This window comes from Desulfurobacterium sp., assembly GCF_027028515.1.
In the GTDB taxonomy this organism is placed as follows: Bacteria; Aquificota; Aquificia; order Desulfurobacteriales; family Desulfurobacteriaceae; genus Desulfurobacterium_A.
This window is the reverse complement of sequence record NZ_JALVIW010000020.1, coordinates 1-15830: the sequence shown is the minus strand read 5'-3', so window position 1 is coordinate 15830 and position 15830 is coordinate 1. Positions and strand designations below refer to the sequence as shown.

The window sequence follows — 15830 nt, the reverse complement described above, 5'->3', positions numbered from 1 at the left end:
ATATATTTATGATTTCTGTGAAATTATAATAAAGTGAGGTTTTATGATGAAGATTCTACTTTCAAACGATGACGGCATTCGTTCTGAAGGTTTGAAAGCCCTGTACGACGCGCTTTCCACATTTGCTAATGTTGTTGTTGTCGCACCTGATAGAGAGAGAAGTGCTGTTGGCAGGGCTTTGACGCTTCACAGACCGATAAGGTGTGAAAGAGTGGCGGATAGGTGGTACGCCGTTGATGGTACACCCACAAGTTGCGTTTACATAGGTGTACATGCTGTTATGAACGGGGAACGCCCCGATATGATTATTGGTGGCATTAACAGGGGGCCCAATCTTGGTGAGGATATAACCTATTCAGGTACCGTTTCTGTTGCTATGGAAGGTGCACTTTTAGGTATTCCTTCTATTGCTTTTTCCCTTGCCGCTTTTACCGATTTTCACTGGGCTGCAGCGGCTGAATATGCAAGGAAGATTACACTTAAAGTCGCGGAGAAAGGGCTTCCGGAGGGATGTTGTTTAAATGTGAACATTCCAAACCTTCCTTTAGAAAAAATAAAGGGAATCAAAATGACAAGACAGGGCAAGAAAGCTTACAGTGAGAAGGTAGAAGAGAGAAAAGATCCCTGGGGAAGGAGTTACTACTGGATAGGAGGGGAAGAACCGAACTGGAAAGCGGAACCAGGAACAGACTACTGGGCCGTAAAAAACAGTTTTGTCTCAATAACACCTATACAGCTTGATTTAACGGATTATAAAGCACTTTCAATTCTTGAAACTTACGATTGGGAAAAATAAAAGGTGAGGATTTCCCTCACCTTAGTATGCCTGTAGCCTTTAACGCCATTTGATAAATTGGTGATGGAATAATTCCTATTGCAAGTACAATTACGGCCAGTATGACCGCTACGGTAGAGTCAATCGGTGATGTATTTACTTTTTCCTCTGTTTCACTCTCTTCTGTGTATGAGAAGCGGATAAACTTCAGATAGTAATAGGCTGCTACTGCTGTGTTAAGAGCCGCTACAATAATAAGCCAGTCAAATCCCTTACCCCATGCACCTGTAAGGAGGAAGAACTTTCCTATGAATCCTCCTGTAGGTGGAAGTCCTATCAGTCCCATTGCAGCAATTGTTACGGCGAATGCAAGAATCGGTGCTCTTTTATAGAGCCCTGAAAAATCCTTAAAGGTAAGATTCTTGCCGTCAGAGAGTTTACATATAACCCAGAAGGCAAGAAGATTCATAAACATGTAGGCCGCTGCGTAAAATGCAACGTTTGCCAGTGCTTCTTTTGTTTGAATGAGAAGAGCAACTGTCATGTAACCTGCATGGGCGACAGAAGAGTATCCAAGAACTCTTTTAACATCATCCTGAACGAGAGCAGTAATGTTACCTATTGTCATTGAAAGTGCAGCGAATACCGCAAGAACCGATGCGACGGCTGCTGATGGGTAAACTGCCCCAAGAAGTCTTATGAGCACCACTATTGTTCCAAGTTTTGGAAGTGTTGTTGCATAGGCTGCAGTTTCGTTTGCCATTCCCTGATAAACATCAGGTGCCCAAAAGTGGAACGGGAACAATGCCAATTTAAACAGGAATCCAACTAAGAATAGTGTTATTCCAAATGTTGCCATCGGATGGGCCGTTAAGGTCCATCCAATATTTTTAAACTGGGAAAGCATCGTTGTGTGAGCATCAGCATAGATAAAGGAAAGACCGTAAAGTGAAACGGCGGTCATAACCGCACTAAATAGAATATATTTTATGCCAGCTTCAGCTGCTTCTTTACTTTCAGCTCTCAGGGGAACTATAGCATAGAGAGCATATGAAGCGATTTCTAAAGAGATGTATATAGTTATAAGTTCTACAGAAGAAGAGAGCATCATGAGTCCAAGAACGCTTATAGAGATTAGTAAAAAATAATCTGCTCTGCGGTTTTCATCTATACTTTTCACATGGAGGAGAGAGACTATAAAAAATCCAATTGTTATCAGTAGTTTAAAAAATTGAGATAGCATATCTATTTTATAAGTTCCGTAGAACATAAGTCCGGAGTTAAAAAGTGAGACAGCGGTAACGACAACACATGTTCCTGTTAGGAACGGTAACCAGGAAAATTTCCTTTTTTCTTTGCCAAGAGCAACTAAAAACAGAATTATAACTATTAAAAGCTGAAACAGCTCAGGTAAAAGCATTACTATTCCGTTCATTGCCTCTCTCCGTAAGAAGGAATGGTATATTTATTTATAAGTTTTCCGTTAGAATTTTTCTCTACGTGAGTGATGAGAGTTTTAATAGACGGGTCTATCGTTTTGAGGAAGATGCCCGGAGCAACACCTATATAAATTACAAAGAATGCAAGGGGTAGCAACATTACGATTTCCCTTAAAGTTAGATCCTTCCACTCTTTTGCTTTTGAAGGTTCGCCCCATGCAAGCTTTAAAGTGAGTCTAAGCATGTAAGCCGCCGCAAGGAGCGCACCCGGAATAACTGCGAGTCCAAGAGGTACATCTTTCGCAAAGGTTCCTATAAGAACTAACATTTCACCAACGAAACTGTTTGTCCCGGGAAACGCAAATGAAGACAGTGCGAAAAGGAGGAAAAACCCCATGTAAATGGGCATGTACTTTGAAAGCCCCAGGTTATCTTCTATTTCTCTGCTGTGGCTTCTTTCATAAAGTGCACCAACCAGCATAAAGAGGGCACCTGTTGTAATGCCGTGGTTAAGCATCTGCATAAGTGCACCTTCAACACCCCTTAAGTTAAACATGAAAATACCTAACGTTACAAATCCCATGTGAGCTACAGAAGAATAAGCGATAAGCTTTTTAATATCTGTCTGTCCTAACGCTACAAAGCCGCCGTAAATGATTGAAATTACAGAAAGAACCACCATAAGAGGTGCAAGTGTGACGCTTGCTTCTGGTGCAAGGGGTAAACAGAGTCTTAAGAATCCGTAAGTTCCCATTTTAAGGAGAACAGAAGCAAGAATAACACTACCTGCTGTCGGTGCTTCAACGTGGGCAGCAGGTAGCCATGTGTGGAATGGGAACATTGGAACTTTTATAGCAAAGGCAAGAGCCATGGCAAGGAACGTAAATATCTGAAAAGTTAAATCAAATTTGTGTTTCATAAGTTCAGGAATGGAAAAGGTTCCGGCACTTTTGTAGAATGCAATGATGGCAACGAGTAGAAGAACACTTCCAGCTAATGTGTAGAGGAAGAACTTTATGGAAGCGTATTTCTTTCGCGGTCCACCCCAAACGGCAATGATAAGGAACATCGGAATGAGCATTGCTTCCCAGAATATGTAAAAGAGAACCAGATTAAGGACGGAGAACAGTCCGATACATGCAGCTGCGGTCAGCAAAAGTGCTACGTGAAATTCTTTCACACGTTTCTTTATGTAGGTCCAGGAACAGAGAACTGTAAGGGGAAGAAGAAACACAGTTAGCAGAATCATTAAAATACTTATACCATCAACACCTACGTAATAGTTAAGCCCAAGAGAAGGAATCCACTTTACTTTCTCTACAAACTGAAATCCTGCACCCGCTTTAAATCCTGTTATAAGAGGTATTGATAGTCCTATCTCAACCAGTCCAACTATCAGCGTGTAAAACCTTACTGTCTTTTCCCCTTTTAAGAAGGGAATAACTATCGCCGCAACTATCGGAAACAGTATAAGTGCAGTTAGAACCATTGGTGCCACTCCGTTTTAATGTAGTATAAAGTAAAGAATTAGTATTATTGCAAATCCAAAGCTTAGAGCATACTCAATGTACTCATTGAGGTTTCCAGTCTGTAGGTTGCCTAAAATGCCACCACTTTTTTCAACGGCCTTTGCACTTCCGTCAACAATACCGTCAATGACGCCCCTGTCAAATATGGATGTAAATTGAGAAACTGTAATTAGAAAAGCAACACCAAGTTTCTTGTAGAGCGTTGACCAGAAACTGTCTATTGAAGCTACAAAGTCTGCAAATATCATCATGAGCCATTTAACAAAGTCGTAGTAGAGATATTGAAGGTCAAGGATAATTTTGTCGTGAGGTTTGACAATTTTCCTCAGCAGGTAGAATCCAAGACCTGTAAATCCAAGGAGCTGTAGTGTGGAAAGAACGTGAAAAGCCGTGTAAGGATGGTATTCGACAGGCTGGATCGGAAGCATATGGTAGAGGTAATGAGGATATGAACCTACAAGGATGCACATAAATGCCGCCATTGCCATGCCGACATACATGTTTTTCGGAACAGGTTTAACTTCACCATCAAATTCCTTCTTGTGGAAGAATGCAAAGTATGGAAGTTTAAGACCAACAGAAAGGAAAGTACCGACAGCAGCAACTTCAAGTCCAAGGGCAAGTATTTTCATATGCTCTTCAGCTGCACCTGCTATGACCATTGTTTTTGTAACGTACGCGGCAAACAGCGGTGCACCTGAAATAGAAAGGGCCCCCACCATGTAGAAGATCATTGCCCACGGAAGTTTGTAGGCAAGTCCGCCCATTTCTGTAAGTTTTCTCCTTCCTGTAGCCTCTATGATTACACCTACGCCCATAAATAGCAGACCTTTAAATAGAATATCTGCGTAGGCGTGGGCAATACCGCCGTTAAATCCTAAAGAGTTACCTATTCCTATTCCGGCAACCATATAGCCAACCTGAGAGATAATATGGTATGTGAGAATCTTTCTTGCATTGTTTTCAATAAGTGCCATGGCGGCACCGAATATAGTCATAACTGTTCCTGCAACGGCCAGCAGATACATACCGGGGAATACCGTTGCCAGTGCAAAGACGGCTGTCTTTGTGGTGTAAGCGTTCATGAAGGTAATACCCGTTACTGTTGAACGCGGATAAGCGTCGTGAATCCATGCGTGTAGGGGAACTATTGCCGCATTAATGGCAAAACTTATAAGGATTAGCCAGTCGTAAGCGGCAAGGTGGTGTATATCTATGGTAGAAAAGTCAAAGCTACCAACGTATTTATATCTGAGCATTATCCCGGCGAGGAGGAACAGACCGGAAACGATGTGGAAGAGTAAGTATCTAAACGCAACAACAGGCGCACAGTCAAGGTCTTCATTTAGCCAGATGAGAAATGCAGAAGCGACTGCTATCAGTTCCCAGAATATGTAAAGTGTTAGGTAATCTGCAGAAAAGATACAGGCGATAGCACCGCCTACGTACGTTGCAGCGGCAACGTGGTGCCATGGATTTTTTACATGCATTGAGAATACCATTGCAATTATGGCTTCAATGGCAAATATGTTTGCGAATATAAGTGAAAGTGTTGAAACACGTGCAGTTAGCGTGTAGCCAAGGTAATGCCCAAGCTCATAAATTCCCGGCTTCATTGACATACTTATGATAAGTGCAAGTACGCCGGGAATAGGTAGAAACCACTTCCATATGTGATGTCTATCCTTTCCAAGGATAGGTACAATTACTGCCAGCAGAAAGAAAAATATTGCAGGATGTATGAAATTAGCACTCATAATACCCCTCTGGACGGCTTATTAGTGGATAAATAACCTTCTTCATAACTAAGATGATTGTTATTGAAAATACGAGTCCAAAAATACCCCACGCTCCGGGAATCTTTTCCCACTCGAAATGGGGATGGTGTGGCTTTATGAAGATATTTAGAACAACTGTCAGGGTTAAAAATGCCCACCAGAGCAGTTTCAGTTTGTGACTGTTATCCCTCAGGGTTTCCAAAACTTTAACTATGTCCATTTCTTACCTCCAGAGCGTCTGAATAAGGTTGAGGAAGAAGTAAGGGTAAATACCAAGTAGCAAAGATGCAATGGCTGTAACTGTTAAAGGTATAACCATTGTTAACGGTGCTTCCGATATATGTTCTATTTCAATTCCGGGTTTAGGCTTTTCAAAGAAACCTTTGTAAACGATTGGTATAAAGTAAGCAGCGTTGAAGAGGGCACTGATAAGCAGAACAACCATAAAAATGACCTGATGGATGTTTAAAGCACCTTCTATCAAATACCACTTACTTACAAAACCGACTGCCGGCGGAAGGCCGATCATGCTTATAGTTGCAAGGCCAAACATACCAAATGTTATTGGCATCTTTCTGCCTACGCCCGAAAGCTGACTTACCTTTTTAAGATGTGCGGCTACATATATGGCACCGGCAGCAAAAAATAGGGTAATTTTAGAAAAAGCATGTGCAACAATGTGAAAAAGTCCTCCCTGTATTGCTGCGGGAGCCAGCAGAACCACACCCAAAACTATGTATGAAAGCTGGCTTATTGTAGAGTATGCAATCCTTGCTTTTAGGTCGTCTTTTGTTAGAGCTATTATTGAAGCAACGAGAATTGTAAATGATGCAAGGTAGGCACTCGGTATGTCAAGGTGTAGTCTGTGCATCGCATTTGTTCCCATCACGCAGAGAACCACTCTTGCGATTGAGAAAACGCCGGCTTTAACAACGGCAACCGCGTGTAGAAGTGCAGATACCGGTGTTGGTGCAACCATAGCGGATGGAAGCCAGTTGTGTAGCGGCATAATGGCAGCTTTTGCGATACCTGCTATGTAAAGTGCGTATGTTAATACCATTATCCAGTGAGGTGTGGTTGTGGGGAATATACCGTGGGCAAGGTCCATGAGGTTAAAATCAAGTGTTCCGGCATAAACGTAGGTAAGTATCATCGCCGGAAGCAAGAAGAGTTTGGAGGTACCCATAAGGTAGATAAGGTATTTCTTTGCACCTTCTAAAGCCGTTTCTGTCTGTTCGTGACCAACTAAGGGGAAAGTAGCTACAGTGATTATTTCATAGAAAAAGTACATGGTAAAAATGTTGCCACTGAATGCTACACCTAAAGCGCCAAATATGGCGAGTGCAAAAAATGCAAAGAAGCGGGTCTGTGCGTGTTCTTTTAAGGAGCGCATGTAACCTATATTGTAGCTTGTAGCGAATATCCAGAGGAATGAGGATACAATGGCAAACAGGAGACTCATTCCGTCAACGGCAAGCTTAAAAGAGATACCCGGTATTAATTCGGAAATCTTGTATATGAGAACCTTATGGTTTAACACTGGAGGAACAAGGGATATTACCGATAGGAAAGTTAAAATGGCAATGATAAAGGATACCATTTCTCTTCTGTTCGGATCTTTTCTCATAAACACTATAAGTAGGGGTGCTATACCTGTCAGGATTAACGGAATCACCATCTGTGCACTAACGACAAATTCTTTCATCCCTTAACCTCTCAAAGTTGCAACTTTTTCAGATTCTACAGTTTTAAACCTTCTATAGACGATTAGAGCTATTGCGAGGACGAGCGTTGCTTCTGCAGCTGCAAGGCCCATTATGAGTAGTGCACCTATCTGGCCTGTAGCGCTGTCAGCTGTTGTTAATTGTGAAGAGGCAACAAGAGATAACCCTGCGCCGTTCAGCATTATCTCAACACCGATTAACATCCCTATAAATGTTCTTTTAAATGTCATACATGTGGCACCTATGAAAAAGAGCAGAGCACCTGTAAGCTGGAACATTGTGAGTGGTGAGAGAATCATTCTTTTTCCCTCCTTCTCTCAAATCCGAGAGCCACGGCACCTGCCATAGCTACAAAAAGAACTATGGATATAAGCTCAAATGGAAGCATGTATGTTGTTAAAAGAGCCTTTCCAATGACTTTTAAGCTAACTTCTTGTGGGAGCGTGAAGTTTATTCTACTCCTCGCAATTGTCAAAACCATTGTTGCAGCGGCAATGCCTGCAGGAACGGCACTTTTTAAGAGTCTTTTGATATCAAATTTTGCTTCACAGTCTGTCCTTGTAAGCATTATTGCGAAAAATATTAAGACACTTACAGCACCTACGTATATCATTATCTGCATTAATGCCATAAATGGTGCTGCCATAAGAAGGTACATCCCTGCCACGCCAAACAGTGTTACAATGAGACCAACGAGAGACCTTACGAGATTCTTGCTGAATACGGCAAGTGCACCGCCGGCTAAGATTATAAATATGTAAATTCCAAAAGCTGTGTATCCGGCAAGTTGTTCTGTCATTTTTCCTCTCCGTATCTTTTCTTGAAATCTTCAAGAAGGTTGTAAACGAAATCGTCCCTGCTTGTTCCCACGATATACGGATAGTTTGAAAACTGGAGTGTTTTAGTTGGACAGGATTCAACACACAATCCACACAGACTGCACAGAGAAAAGTCAACGTAGAATCCCTGAAGTTCTCTGTTGACCTTTTTTTTCTTTTTGCCGTCTGGCAGTTCAATCTCTTCAACTGTCTGCTTTACATCAAGTTTTATGCAATTTGAAGGGCAGCTCCTTGCACACATACCGCAGGCAACACATTTGTGCTTATTCCCGCTGGGTGGAACGGGAACAAGCTGAATTACCATCCTGAAACCTTCGAGGCCTTCTTTTCCAACAGTTTCCCATGGATAGTTTACTGTCACTTTCGGCTTGATGAGGTATTCACCTGTTATTTTCATACCTACAAAAAGGCTTTTAATTCCTTTTAAAAACTCTTTTATATCCTGTGCCAGAGCCACTTTTTCCTCTCCAGTTTTAGAAAAGTTTTACTAAAAATGCCGTTGCAAGAAGATTTAGTATGCCTGCCGGGATTAGATACTTCCAGCTCAGGTTGAGTAGTTGGTCGAATCTAACCCTTGGATATGCCCATCTTATCCATATTATGATAAAGCAGAGCAAGTACATTTTTAAAAGAAACCACCATATGCCCGGAAGGAACGGGCCCTTCCATCCACCAAGGAAAAGAGCGGTCATTACTGAAGATGCAACTACAACGTGGGTATATTCTGCAAGCACAAAAAGTCCAAAACCCATGCCGCCGTACTCTGTGTTGTAACCTGCCGTTAGTTCACTTTCACCTTCAGGAAGGTCGAAAGGTACTCTGTTCATCTCTGCGAGTGATGCTACAAAGAAGATTACAAATGCTAACGGCTGAACCACTATATTCCACTGCCAGGGGAAATTTCCCTGCTGATTAACTATTTCAGAAAGGTTTAGTGTCCCTGTCATCATAGCTATGGCCAGGGCCACAAGAAGTATAGGTACTTCGAATGCTATATATTGAGAAACTGAACGGGCGGCTCCAAGGAGAGACCACTTGTTGTTTGAACCCCAGCCACCTATACAGAGGGCGAGAACGTTAAGTCCCGCGAATGCAAGTATTAAAACGATTCCCAAGTTAACGTCTAAAACTGTAAATGTTGGGCTGAAGGGAATTGCTATGAAAAGTACCGGAACCGCCATAAAGGCTATGAGAGGAGCAGCCCAGTATAGGTATTTGTCAGCCTGCTTCGGCGTTACAAGCTGCTTTGTCATGAGTTTTACCATATCGACCATCATCTGAAAGATTCCGTGAGGTCCCACGGCGTAAGGTCCCAGTCTTCTCTGAATAAATCCGGATATTTTTCTTTCGCCGTAACCTAACAGGATTGCGTTTAGTCCTATAAATATAAGGACCACAACGAGCCCAGCAACGATTTTTAGAAACGGTGTTCCCATTATTCCACTCATTTGTCTATCTCCGGAATAACAAGGTCTAAACTTCCAAGTGTTGCAACATAGTCTGCAAGTAGCATTCCTTCAGATGTCTCATTCAGCAGGCTCAAGTTTGAATAAGTTGGAGAACGCAATTTTACCCTATAGGGATTCAACCCTCCGTCGCTTACAACATAGATACCTACCTTTCCTCTTGCACTTTCAACGGAGAAATAAGCTTCTCCTGGAGGAGGTTTGAGGATTTTAGGTGCTTTTTTGTTGCGGAAATCTCCTTCAGGAAGCCCTTCTATAGCCTGTTCTATAATATTTAGACTCTGCTCTATCTCTCTCATTCTAACCATGTATCTTGCAAGACAGTCGCCCGATTCTTCCACTGGAATTTCAAAGTCAAATCTGTCGTAAACACCATAAGGTTCTGCTTTTCTAACGTCGTAGTTTATACCTGAACCTCTGGCTACCGGTCCTGTTGCGCCGTACTTGGTTATCAAGTCTTTTGAGAAAACACCTACGCCTTCAACCCTTTTTCTGAAAATGATATTTTCCGTTACAAAGTCTCTGTAAAGGTTCAGCCTTGAGCGCATTTTTTTGCAGAAGTTTTTTGTCTGTTCTATGAACTTTGAGTCGATATCCTGAAATACGCCACCGAAGCGGAAGTAAGTGTATGTTAATCTTGAACCGGTGACTCTCTGAAGAATGTCAAGGAGAATTTCCCTGTCCTCGAAAGCGTACATTACGGGTGTGAATGCTCCAAGGTCGAGGAGATAGACGCCCCACCAGAGCAGGTGAGATGCTATTCTGTTAAGCTCAGTGGTGATGACTCTTATATATTCTGCTCTTTCCGGGACTTCTATGCCGGCTAATCTTTCAACGGCTCCCACGTATGCCCAGTTCCAGGCCAAGGCATGTGCATAATCGAGCCTTCCGGTGTTTGGATAAAACTGAGGATAGGTTTTTACCTCTCCCATCTTTTCCTGCATTCTGTGCAGGTATCCAAGAACACATTCGCTGCGTACGATATATTCACCATAAAGTTCCACTAAAACTCTCAACACACCGTGTGTTGCCGGGTGCTGAGGTCCCATGTTAACGATTATCGTATCGTCTCTCTTTTTCTCAGCAAACTTTCTTGAGTAAAAGTCTTCTTTCCAGAATTCCATCAGGATTGCTCCTCTTTACTTTCAGATTCTTCCTGCTCTGATTTTTCAAAGAACATCGGGAAAATATCTTTAATCGATTTTGCACTCTTCTCGTCTTTTCTGAGAGGCTTTCCTTCAAAATCTTCAGCAGGGAGAAGCAGTGGCTTTAGATCCGGGTGTCCTTTGAAGTTTATGCCGAAAAATTCGTACACCTCTCTTTCATGCCACAGAGCACCGGGATATATATCGGAAATAGATTCTATTTCACCCGGTTCTTTATCTATGGATGTTCTTACTGTTACTGTTCCAGGATTTTCAAAATGGTTAAATCTGTAGAGAAGGTGGAAACACTCTTTAAATTCCATTGCCATTACGTCTTCAAGAAAGTAACCGTTCTCTCTGAACCGCTGTGTGACCTCTCTTATGTTTTGCGGTTCTATGAGAATTTGTTTTTTGCTTCCCTTTAGTCTATCGTCTTCAATGATTTTTATATCAATTCCCTCAAGGAGTTTTTCCATTATTTATCCTCCTTTGGAGGTTCTGGCCACCAGCGTTTGCCACTTATGAGTTCCTGGAGTTTAAAGATTGCTTCAAAGAGTGCTTCAGGCCTTGGTGGGCATCCCGGAACATATACATCAACGGGAATAAGTTTGTCTATACCTTCTATTATGCCGTACTGACCTTTGAAAACGAAAGGTCCACCTGATATAGCACAGCTTCCAAACGCTATAACCCACTTTGGATGAGGCATTTGCTCGTACAATCTAACGATAGCAGGTGCCATTTTCTTGGAAATGGTTCCAGGGACTATCATAAGGTCAGCCTGCCTTGGTGAAGGTCTAAAAACCTCAGAACCAAATCTTGCAAGGTCAAATCTACACATTCCCGCAGCCATCATCTCAAGGGAACAACAGGCAAGACCAAAAGCCATCGGCCATATTGATAGAGAACGGCACATTTCAATAAACTTTTCAGCTACTGCAAACTGAACGACCGGTGGAACAACTTCCGGTTTTATCATTGGTTCTATTGTATGTTTATCTTTTTCGGCCATGTAAAAACTCCTTTTTTAAGGAAGTATATAACCGCGGCTCCAAGCACTCCTACAAATATTAGAACATCTATAAACGGAACAATTCCCGGTGCTTCTGGGTAGAAAACAGCAATCGGAAACAGATAAAGAACGTCCACATCAAAGGCTAAAAAGATAAGGGCGTAGAAGTAGTAGTTGATGCCAAACTTTCCCCAGGCATTACCATGAGGTACCATACCACATTCGTAAGTTGTATATAAAAGTTCATCTTTAATCTTGTGGGATAAGAGTGTTGATGCCATTAAGGGGCCAGCACCAAATGCCAATCCACCAACCATGAAGAGTATAACTGCAAGGTGAAGCCAGGAAAAAACCATTGCCTTTTCTCCCTTTGCTAAATATTAGCGTGCCGGAAGCTATTTTTACAAAATTTTTACATGAAGTCAATATCTCTTTTTTACTATATAGAAGAGGCATAGTCCTTTTTTTTCCTTGTTGTTGACGTTCAGAAGTTATAGTATTAATTAATACGTAAAGACAAATAAAATTTTTGGAGGTTAAGGATGCGTATAGCTGTCCCTGTTAACGAGGATAACGGTTTGGATTCAACTATTTGTGAGCACTTTGGCCATGCCCCCTATTTCGCGATCATAGATGTTGAAGGAGAAGATATTAACCTTTCCATTTTCCCGAATCCTGCTATTGAGCATGCTGCAGGCCAGATTCCAAGGATGCTTGCGGAAAAGAACGTTAACATGATAATTGCCAGCAGAATGGGAGAAAAGGCGAAGCTTTTCTTTAAACAGTTTGGTATAGAAGCAGTTACAGGTGCTTCAGGAACGCTTAGAGATGTTGTTGCCCGGATTACAGCGTAAAAATTTTTTTTACCGTCCGGTTTGTAAATACTAATAAAGTTTGGTGGAGGTTTCCTTAATGATAATAGCGTTTTCCGGCGGAAAAGGCGGAACCGGTAAATCTACCGTTTCTACGAATATAGCGGTTCTTCTTGAGGATTTTGCACTTGCTGACCTTGATGTTGAAGCGCCGGATGACCACATTCTTCTTTCAACGGAACTTGTCAAGGTTAAGGATGTGAATCTGTTTCAGCCGGTTTTTAACCACGATGCCTGTTTTGCCTGTGGAAGGTGCCTTGATGCGTGTCACGACAGTGCAATAATAAGTGGAAGGGATGGTAAACCTATTCTTATACCTGAACTTTGTGGTGGTTGTAGAGGCTGTAAACTTATCTGTCCTTCTGAGGAGGCAATAAAAGAGGGTGGAAAGTTTGTCGGAAGAATCTATGAAAATTTGACACCTTACGGCTTTCCCCTAATTACAGGGGAACTTCTTGAAGGAGAAGAAAAGACCTACAGGGTTTTGCTTGAGACGAGGCGTTACGCTGTTGGTAAGTATGAGAAGCTAATATTTGACACGGCTGCTGGGGCTGGCAACAGTATTTTTAAAGCTCTTGAAGGTGTTGATGTTGTTGTTGCTGTTACAGAACCAACGCCTTTTGGGGTAAGGGATTTAGAAAAAATTCTTGAAGTGACGAAACGGCTGGAGAGAAGGACGGTTGTTGTTATTAATAGAAGCGGTACCGGTGATGAGTCTGTCGTTGAGAGTTTATGTGATAGATACGGGGTAAAACTAATTGGAAGAATCCCTTACAGTGAAAATGTTATGAAAAGTTACTTTGAGAACAGGCCCATTGTTAAAACTGATCTGCCGGAAGCGGAGGTTTTTAAAGAGCTGAAGGATAGAATTTTGGAGGAAGCATGCAGATAACTGTTTCAAGTGGTAAGGGAGGCGTTGGCAAGTCGTCTATAACGGCTTCTCTTCTCTATTTACTTGGTAAAGACATTGACTTGGTTGCTGTTGATGCTGATGCAGATACTCCGAACCTTGATATACTTTTAAATGTTAAAGATTGGGAAGGGGAAGAGCCTCTTTCTGGTGAAAGAATTGCCGTCATAGATGACAATAGGTGTAACGGTTGCGGTTTATGTGCAAGGCACTGTCCCTACGAGTGTATAGAGAGGGACGGAAAGGTTTATCGCGTGAATGAGGACTTGTGTGAAGGTTGTAATGTTTGTTCTATCGTCTGTCCCCACGACTTTGTGATCTTTTTTAAAGAGACGGTGCCCGGCGTTGTTAAGTGGGGTAAGACCGTTTACGGTTTTGATCTCGTTTCTGCTCAGCTGTTTCCTGGACGCCCCAATTCAGGTAAGCTCGTATTTAAGGCAAAGAAATTGGCAGAGTCTTTTGATAAGGATTTGATCGTGGTTGATGCTACAGCTGGTATAGGTTGTTCAGTTGTAGCGAGTGTTAACGGAAGTGATATCGTTGTTGTGGTTGTTGAACCTACGGAAGTTTCCCTTTCCGATGCTAAAAGATTGATAAAGGTGCTTGATCATTTTGGTTTAAAAAGGGTAGGGGTGATAAACAAATTTGACGTTCATCCTGGTTTTGTTCCGGTAGTGGAAGAATTTCTTAAAGAGGTAGATGCTGAAATTATCGGATATGTACCGTACGATAAGAATGTCGTAAATGCAATGTTAGGGGGAAAACCTGCAGTAGAGATTTTCCCCGAGTCTCCGTTTTCATTAGCTGTAAAAAAGGTTTATGAAAACTTAAAGAACTTCATTTAACGTTCTCAGTCCCTCTCTTACTTCGACTTCAATGCCTGCCTGTTCCAATGCCGATGAAGCGTGAGGACCGGCAGGCTTTTTAAGGATAACTTTCTCAACACCGCCATTAATTATAAATTGGGAGGCCTTTACACCAGCACCGCTTGAAGCTTCACTACCCGGATTTTTAACAAACTTAACATTGTTTTCCTCTATGATCGCAAAAAACGGTGCTCTTCCAAATTCTGTAACTTCTGCTTCTCTTCTATCTTCAGTTACAGGAACGGCTATTTTCATCTTTTCCTCCAGATATTTTACTTTTGTTAGTTTAAATATACTAACTTTTTTAGGCAGGGCAACTAATAGGAAATTTGAGGATTGAAACTGCCCCCGGCCGGGGGCAGAGGATTATTCAATTTCTATATCTGTATCACCAGAACCGGCTTTGATGATGAGGAGAGAACCTGTATCAAGAACTTTTTCCAATTTTCCAGGTCCAGAATACATGTCTTCAAGTTTCATAAAGAGTTCATAAGCGTTTGGTATGTCTTTTACATACACAACGTAGGTTGTTGCCGATTTTCCTGAAGCTAAACGTTTAATGGGTCTCCTTGAAAGTTTTCTAAACAGTCTGTAAAGGCTTCTGTCAACGTCTCTAAATTGATCCTCTGAGGAGAAAACTACGACTTTGAAAGGTTTTCCTTTTCTTGTTTCTTTGATCCACGCCTTTCTTATCTGGAGTGTAATTTTGTCTGCAAGGTCGTTTGTCGCTTCCTGAACAACTGCTTCAGGCGATGTTACATTTCTTTCTGGTGAAAATCCTGTTGAAGCACCAAGGAGCTTTCCTGTAGCTGTTTCGTAGGCTTTCGCCTCTGCTGATGCTTTAAGGAATGTTCTCCCGTATTTGTTTACTTTCCACACGGATGTTTTCACTTTTACGAAAATGTCACTTCCAGCCTGCATCGCTTCCATGTAGTACGGATCAGTTTTTCCTTCAAGGGCTGCAACAGTTTTAATTATCTTGTCAATCTTTTCGTTTCCTTCCGGCACGTAAACTTCGTAATCTCTGTCCTGAAGGTATTCTTCAATTACCGTTACCGCGAATTTTGAAAACTCATCATTTGATGCTGGAAGGACGGCAATGAACGGTAGTCCAACTTCTTCAGATATTTCTTCGGTTGCCTCTAATACGCCTTCGTCAAGGAGCTTTTGCTTTAGGGCTTCCACATCTACTTTGAACAGGAAAGACATTACGATGTAAGGACCTTCTTTCCTTTTTGACTTTGGTTCGCTTTCCCATCTTATATAATTCTGAGGATTTCTTAAAATTTCTCCCAGTATAGCTTTTGCCTTTCTTCTCTCTTTTGATGTCTGCAGTAGTGGCCTATCACCACCAAAGAGAACAAACCATATGGCTGCTTTTCTGGCGTCGTTTCTTGCCTGATCTACCGTGCAGCCTTTTCCCGTGGCTAAGATGATGTATTCTGCAGTACTTGAAGACTCAACAAATTGTGCTT

19 protein-coding genes are annotated in these 15830 nt (G+C 41.9%); 4 read left to right on the top strand and 15 right to left on the bottom strand.

What is annotated here, in order from left to right:
• Window positions 1–46 precede the first annotated feature (46 nt).
• Entirely contained in the window at window positions 47–796 is a 750-nt protein-coding gene (surE, locus tag MV676_RS02005; protein WP_343214951.1) for a 5'/3'-nucleotidase SurE, read from the top strand.
• A gap of 16 nt (window positions 797–812) precedes the next feature.
• Here surE and MV676_RS02000 read toward each other — a convergent pair whose 3' ends face one another.
• From MV676_RS02000 to MV676_RS01940, 13 genes are read right to left on the bottom strand one after another with little or no spacing between them, the layout of a single operon-like run.
• The gene (locus tag MV676_RS02000) at window positions 813–2210 is read right to left on the bottom strand and encodes an NADH-quinone oxidoreductase subunit N (protein WP_022847462.1); all 1398 of its coding nucleotides are present in this window, start codon (window positions 2208–2210) and stop codon (window positions 813–815) included.
• A complete protein-coding gene (locus MV676_RS01995) occupies window positions 2207–3703 on the bottom strand; it encodes an NADH-quinone oxidoreductase subunit M (RefSeq protein WP_297444802.1) in 1497 nt (498 codons plus the stop codon). The genes MV676_RS02000 and MV676_RS01995 overlap by 4 nt, the downstream gene beginning before the upstream one ends.
• Window positions 3704–3718: 15 nt before the next feature.
• Window positions 3719–5500: a Na(+)/H(+) antiporter subunit D gene (locus MV676_RS01990; RefSeq protein WP_297444800.1), complete on the bottom strand. Its 1782-nt coding sequence runs from the start codon at window positions 5498–5500 to the stop codon at window positions 3719–3721.
• Entirely contained in the window at window positions 5490–5741 is a 252-nt protein-coding gene (locus MV676_RS01985) for a hypothetical protein (RefSeq protein ID WP_297444799.1), read from the bottom strand. The genes MV676_RS01990 and MV676_RS01985 overlap by 11 nt, the downstream gene beginning before the upstream one ends.
• A gap of 3 nt (window positions 5742–5744) precedes the next feature.
• Window positions 5745–7226 carry a monovalent cation/H+ antiporter subunit D family protein gene (locus MV676_RS01980; protein ID WP_297444797.1) on the bottom strand — a complete coding sequence of 494 codons (1482 nt, stop codon included), beginning with the start codon at window positions 7224–7226 and terminating at the stop codon, window positions 5745–5747.
• Window positions 7227–7229: 3 nt separating this feature from the next.
• Entirely contained in the window at window positions 7230–7523 is a 294-nt protein-coding gene (gene nuoK / locus MV676_RS01975) for an NADH-quinone oxidoreductase subunit NuoK (RefSeq protein ID WP_343214950.1), read from the bottom strand.
• Between the two features lie 17 nt (window positions 7524–7540).
• Window positions 7541–8044 (bottom strand): NADH-quinone oxidoreductase subunit J, encoded by a 504-nt coding sequence (locus tag MV676_RS01970; RefSeq protein WP_297444793.1) that lies wholly within the window; start codon window positions 8042–8044, stop codon window positions 7541–7543.
• Window positions 8041–8541, bottom strand: a complete 501-nt coding sequence (locus MV676_RS01965; RefSeq protein WP_022847455.1) for a 4Fe-4S binding protein — start codon at window positions 8539–8541, stop codon at window positions 8041–8043. The genes MV676_RS01970 and MV676_RS01965 overlap by 4 nt, the downstream gene beginning before the upstream one ends.
• A gap of 16 nt (window positions 8542–8557) precedes the next feature.
• Window positions 8558–9532: an NADH-quinone oxidoreductase subunit NuoH gene (gene nuoH / locus MV676_RS01960; RefSeq protein WP_297444790.1), complete on the bottom strand. Its 975-nt coding sequence runs from the start codon at window positions 9530–9532 to the stop codon at window positions 8558–8560.
• The gene (locus tag MV676_RS01955) at window positions 9529–10674 is read right to left on the bottom strand and encodes an NADH-quinone oxidoreductase subunit D (protein ID WP_297444788.1); all 1146 of its coding nucleotides are present in this window, start codon (window positions 10672–10674) and stop codon (window positions 9529–9531) included. Before MV676_RS01955 ends, nuoH begins: the two co-directional genes overlap by 4 nt.
• On the bottom strand, window positions 10674–11171 hold the full coding sequence (locus tag MV676_RS01950; RefSeq protein ID WP_022847452.1) for an NADH-quinone oxidoreductase subunit C: 498 nt from the start codon (window positions 11169–11171) through the stop codon (window positions 10674–10676). Before MV676_RS01950 ends, MV676_RS01955 begins: the two co-directional genes overlap by 1 nt.
• Entirely contained in the window at window positions 11171–11674 is a 504-nt protein-coding gene (gene nuoB, locus MV676_RS01945; RefSeq protein WP_196799802.1) for an NADH-quinone oxidoreductase subunit NuoB, read from the bottom strand. The genes MV676_RS01950 and nuoB overlap by 1 nt, the downstream gene beginning before the upstream one ends.
• A 5-nt stretch (window positions 11675–11679) precedes the next feature.
• Window positions 11680–12063, bottom strand: a complete 384-nt coding sequence (locus MV676_RS01940) for an NADH-quinone oxidoreductase subunit A (protein WP_297444785.1) — start codon at window positions 12061–12063, stop codon at window positions 11680–11682.
• A 186-nt stretch (window positions 12064–12249) separates the two neighbouring features.
• Here MV676_RS01940 and MV676_RS01935 point away from each other — a divergent pair, with 186 nt between their 5' ends.
• From MV676_RS01935 to MV676_RS01925, 3 genes are read left to right on the top strand one after another with little or no spacing between them, the layout of a single operon-like run.
• Window positions 12250–12561 carry a NifB/NifX family molybdenum-iron cluster-binding protein gene (locus MV676_RS01935; RefSeq protein WP_022847449.1) on the top strand — a complete coding sequence of 104 codons (312 nt, stop codon included), beginning with the start codon at window positions 12250–12252 and terminating at the stop codon, window positions 12559–12561.
• Window positions 12562–12619: 58 nt separating this feature from the next.
• A complete protein-coding gene (locus MV676_RS01930) occupies window positions 12620–13471 on the top strand; it encodes an ATP-binding protein (RefSeq protein ID WP_297444782.1) in 852 nt (283 codons plus the stop codon).
• On the top strand, window positions 13462–14334 hold the full coding sequence (locus tag MV676_RS01925) for an ATP-binding protein (RefSeq protein ID WP_297444780.1): 873 nt from the start codon (window positions 13462–13464) through the stop codon (window positions 14332–14334). The genes MV676_RS01930 and MV676_RS01925 overlap by 10 nt, the downstream gene beginning before the upstream one ends.
• Here MV676_RS01925 and MV676_RS01920 read toward each other — a convergent pair.
• Together MV676_RS01920 and MV676_RS01915 are read right to left on the bottom strand one after the other, a co-directional pair.
• Complete coding sequence (locus tag MV676_RS01920; RefSeq protein ID WP_297444778.1) at window positions 14317–14610, bottom strand: NifB/NifX family molybdenum-iron cluster-binding protein; 294 nt, start codon at window positions 14608–14610, stop codon at window positions 14317–14319. The two genes, MV676_RS01925 and MV676_RS01920, sit on opposite strands and share 18 nt — an antisense overlap.
• A 111-nt stretch (window positions 14611–14721) precedes the next feature.
• Window positions 14722–15830 (bottom strand): DUF6175 family protein (locus tag MV676_RS01915; protein WP_297444776.1); only part of this gene is annotated, 1109 nt, incomplete at its 5' end.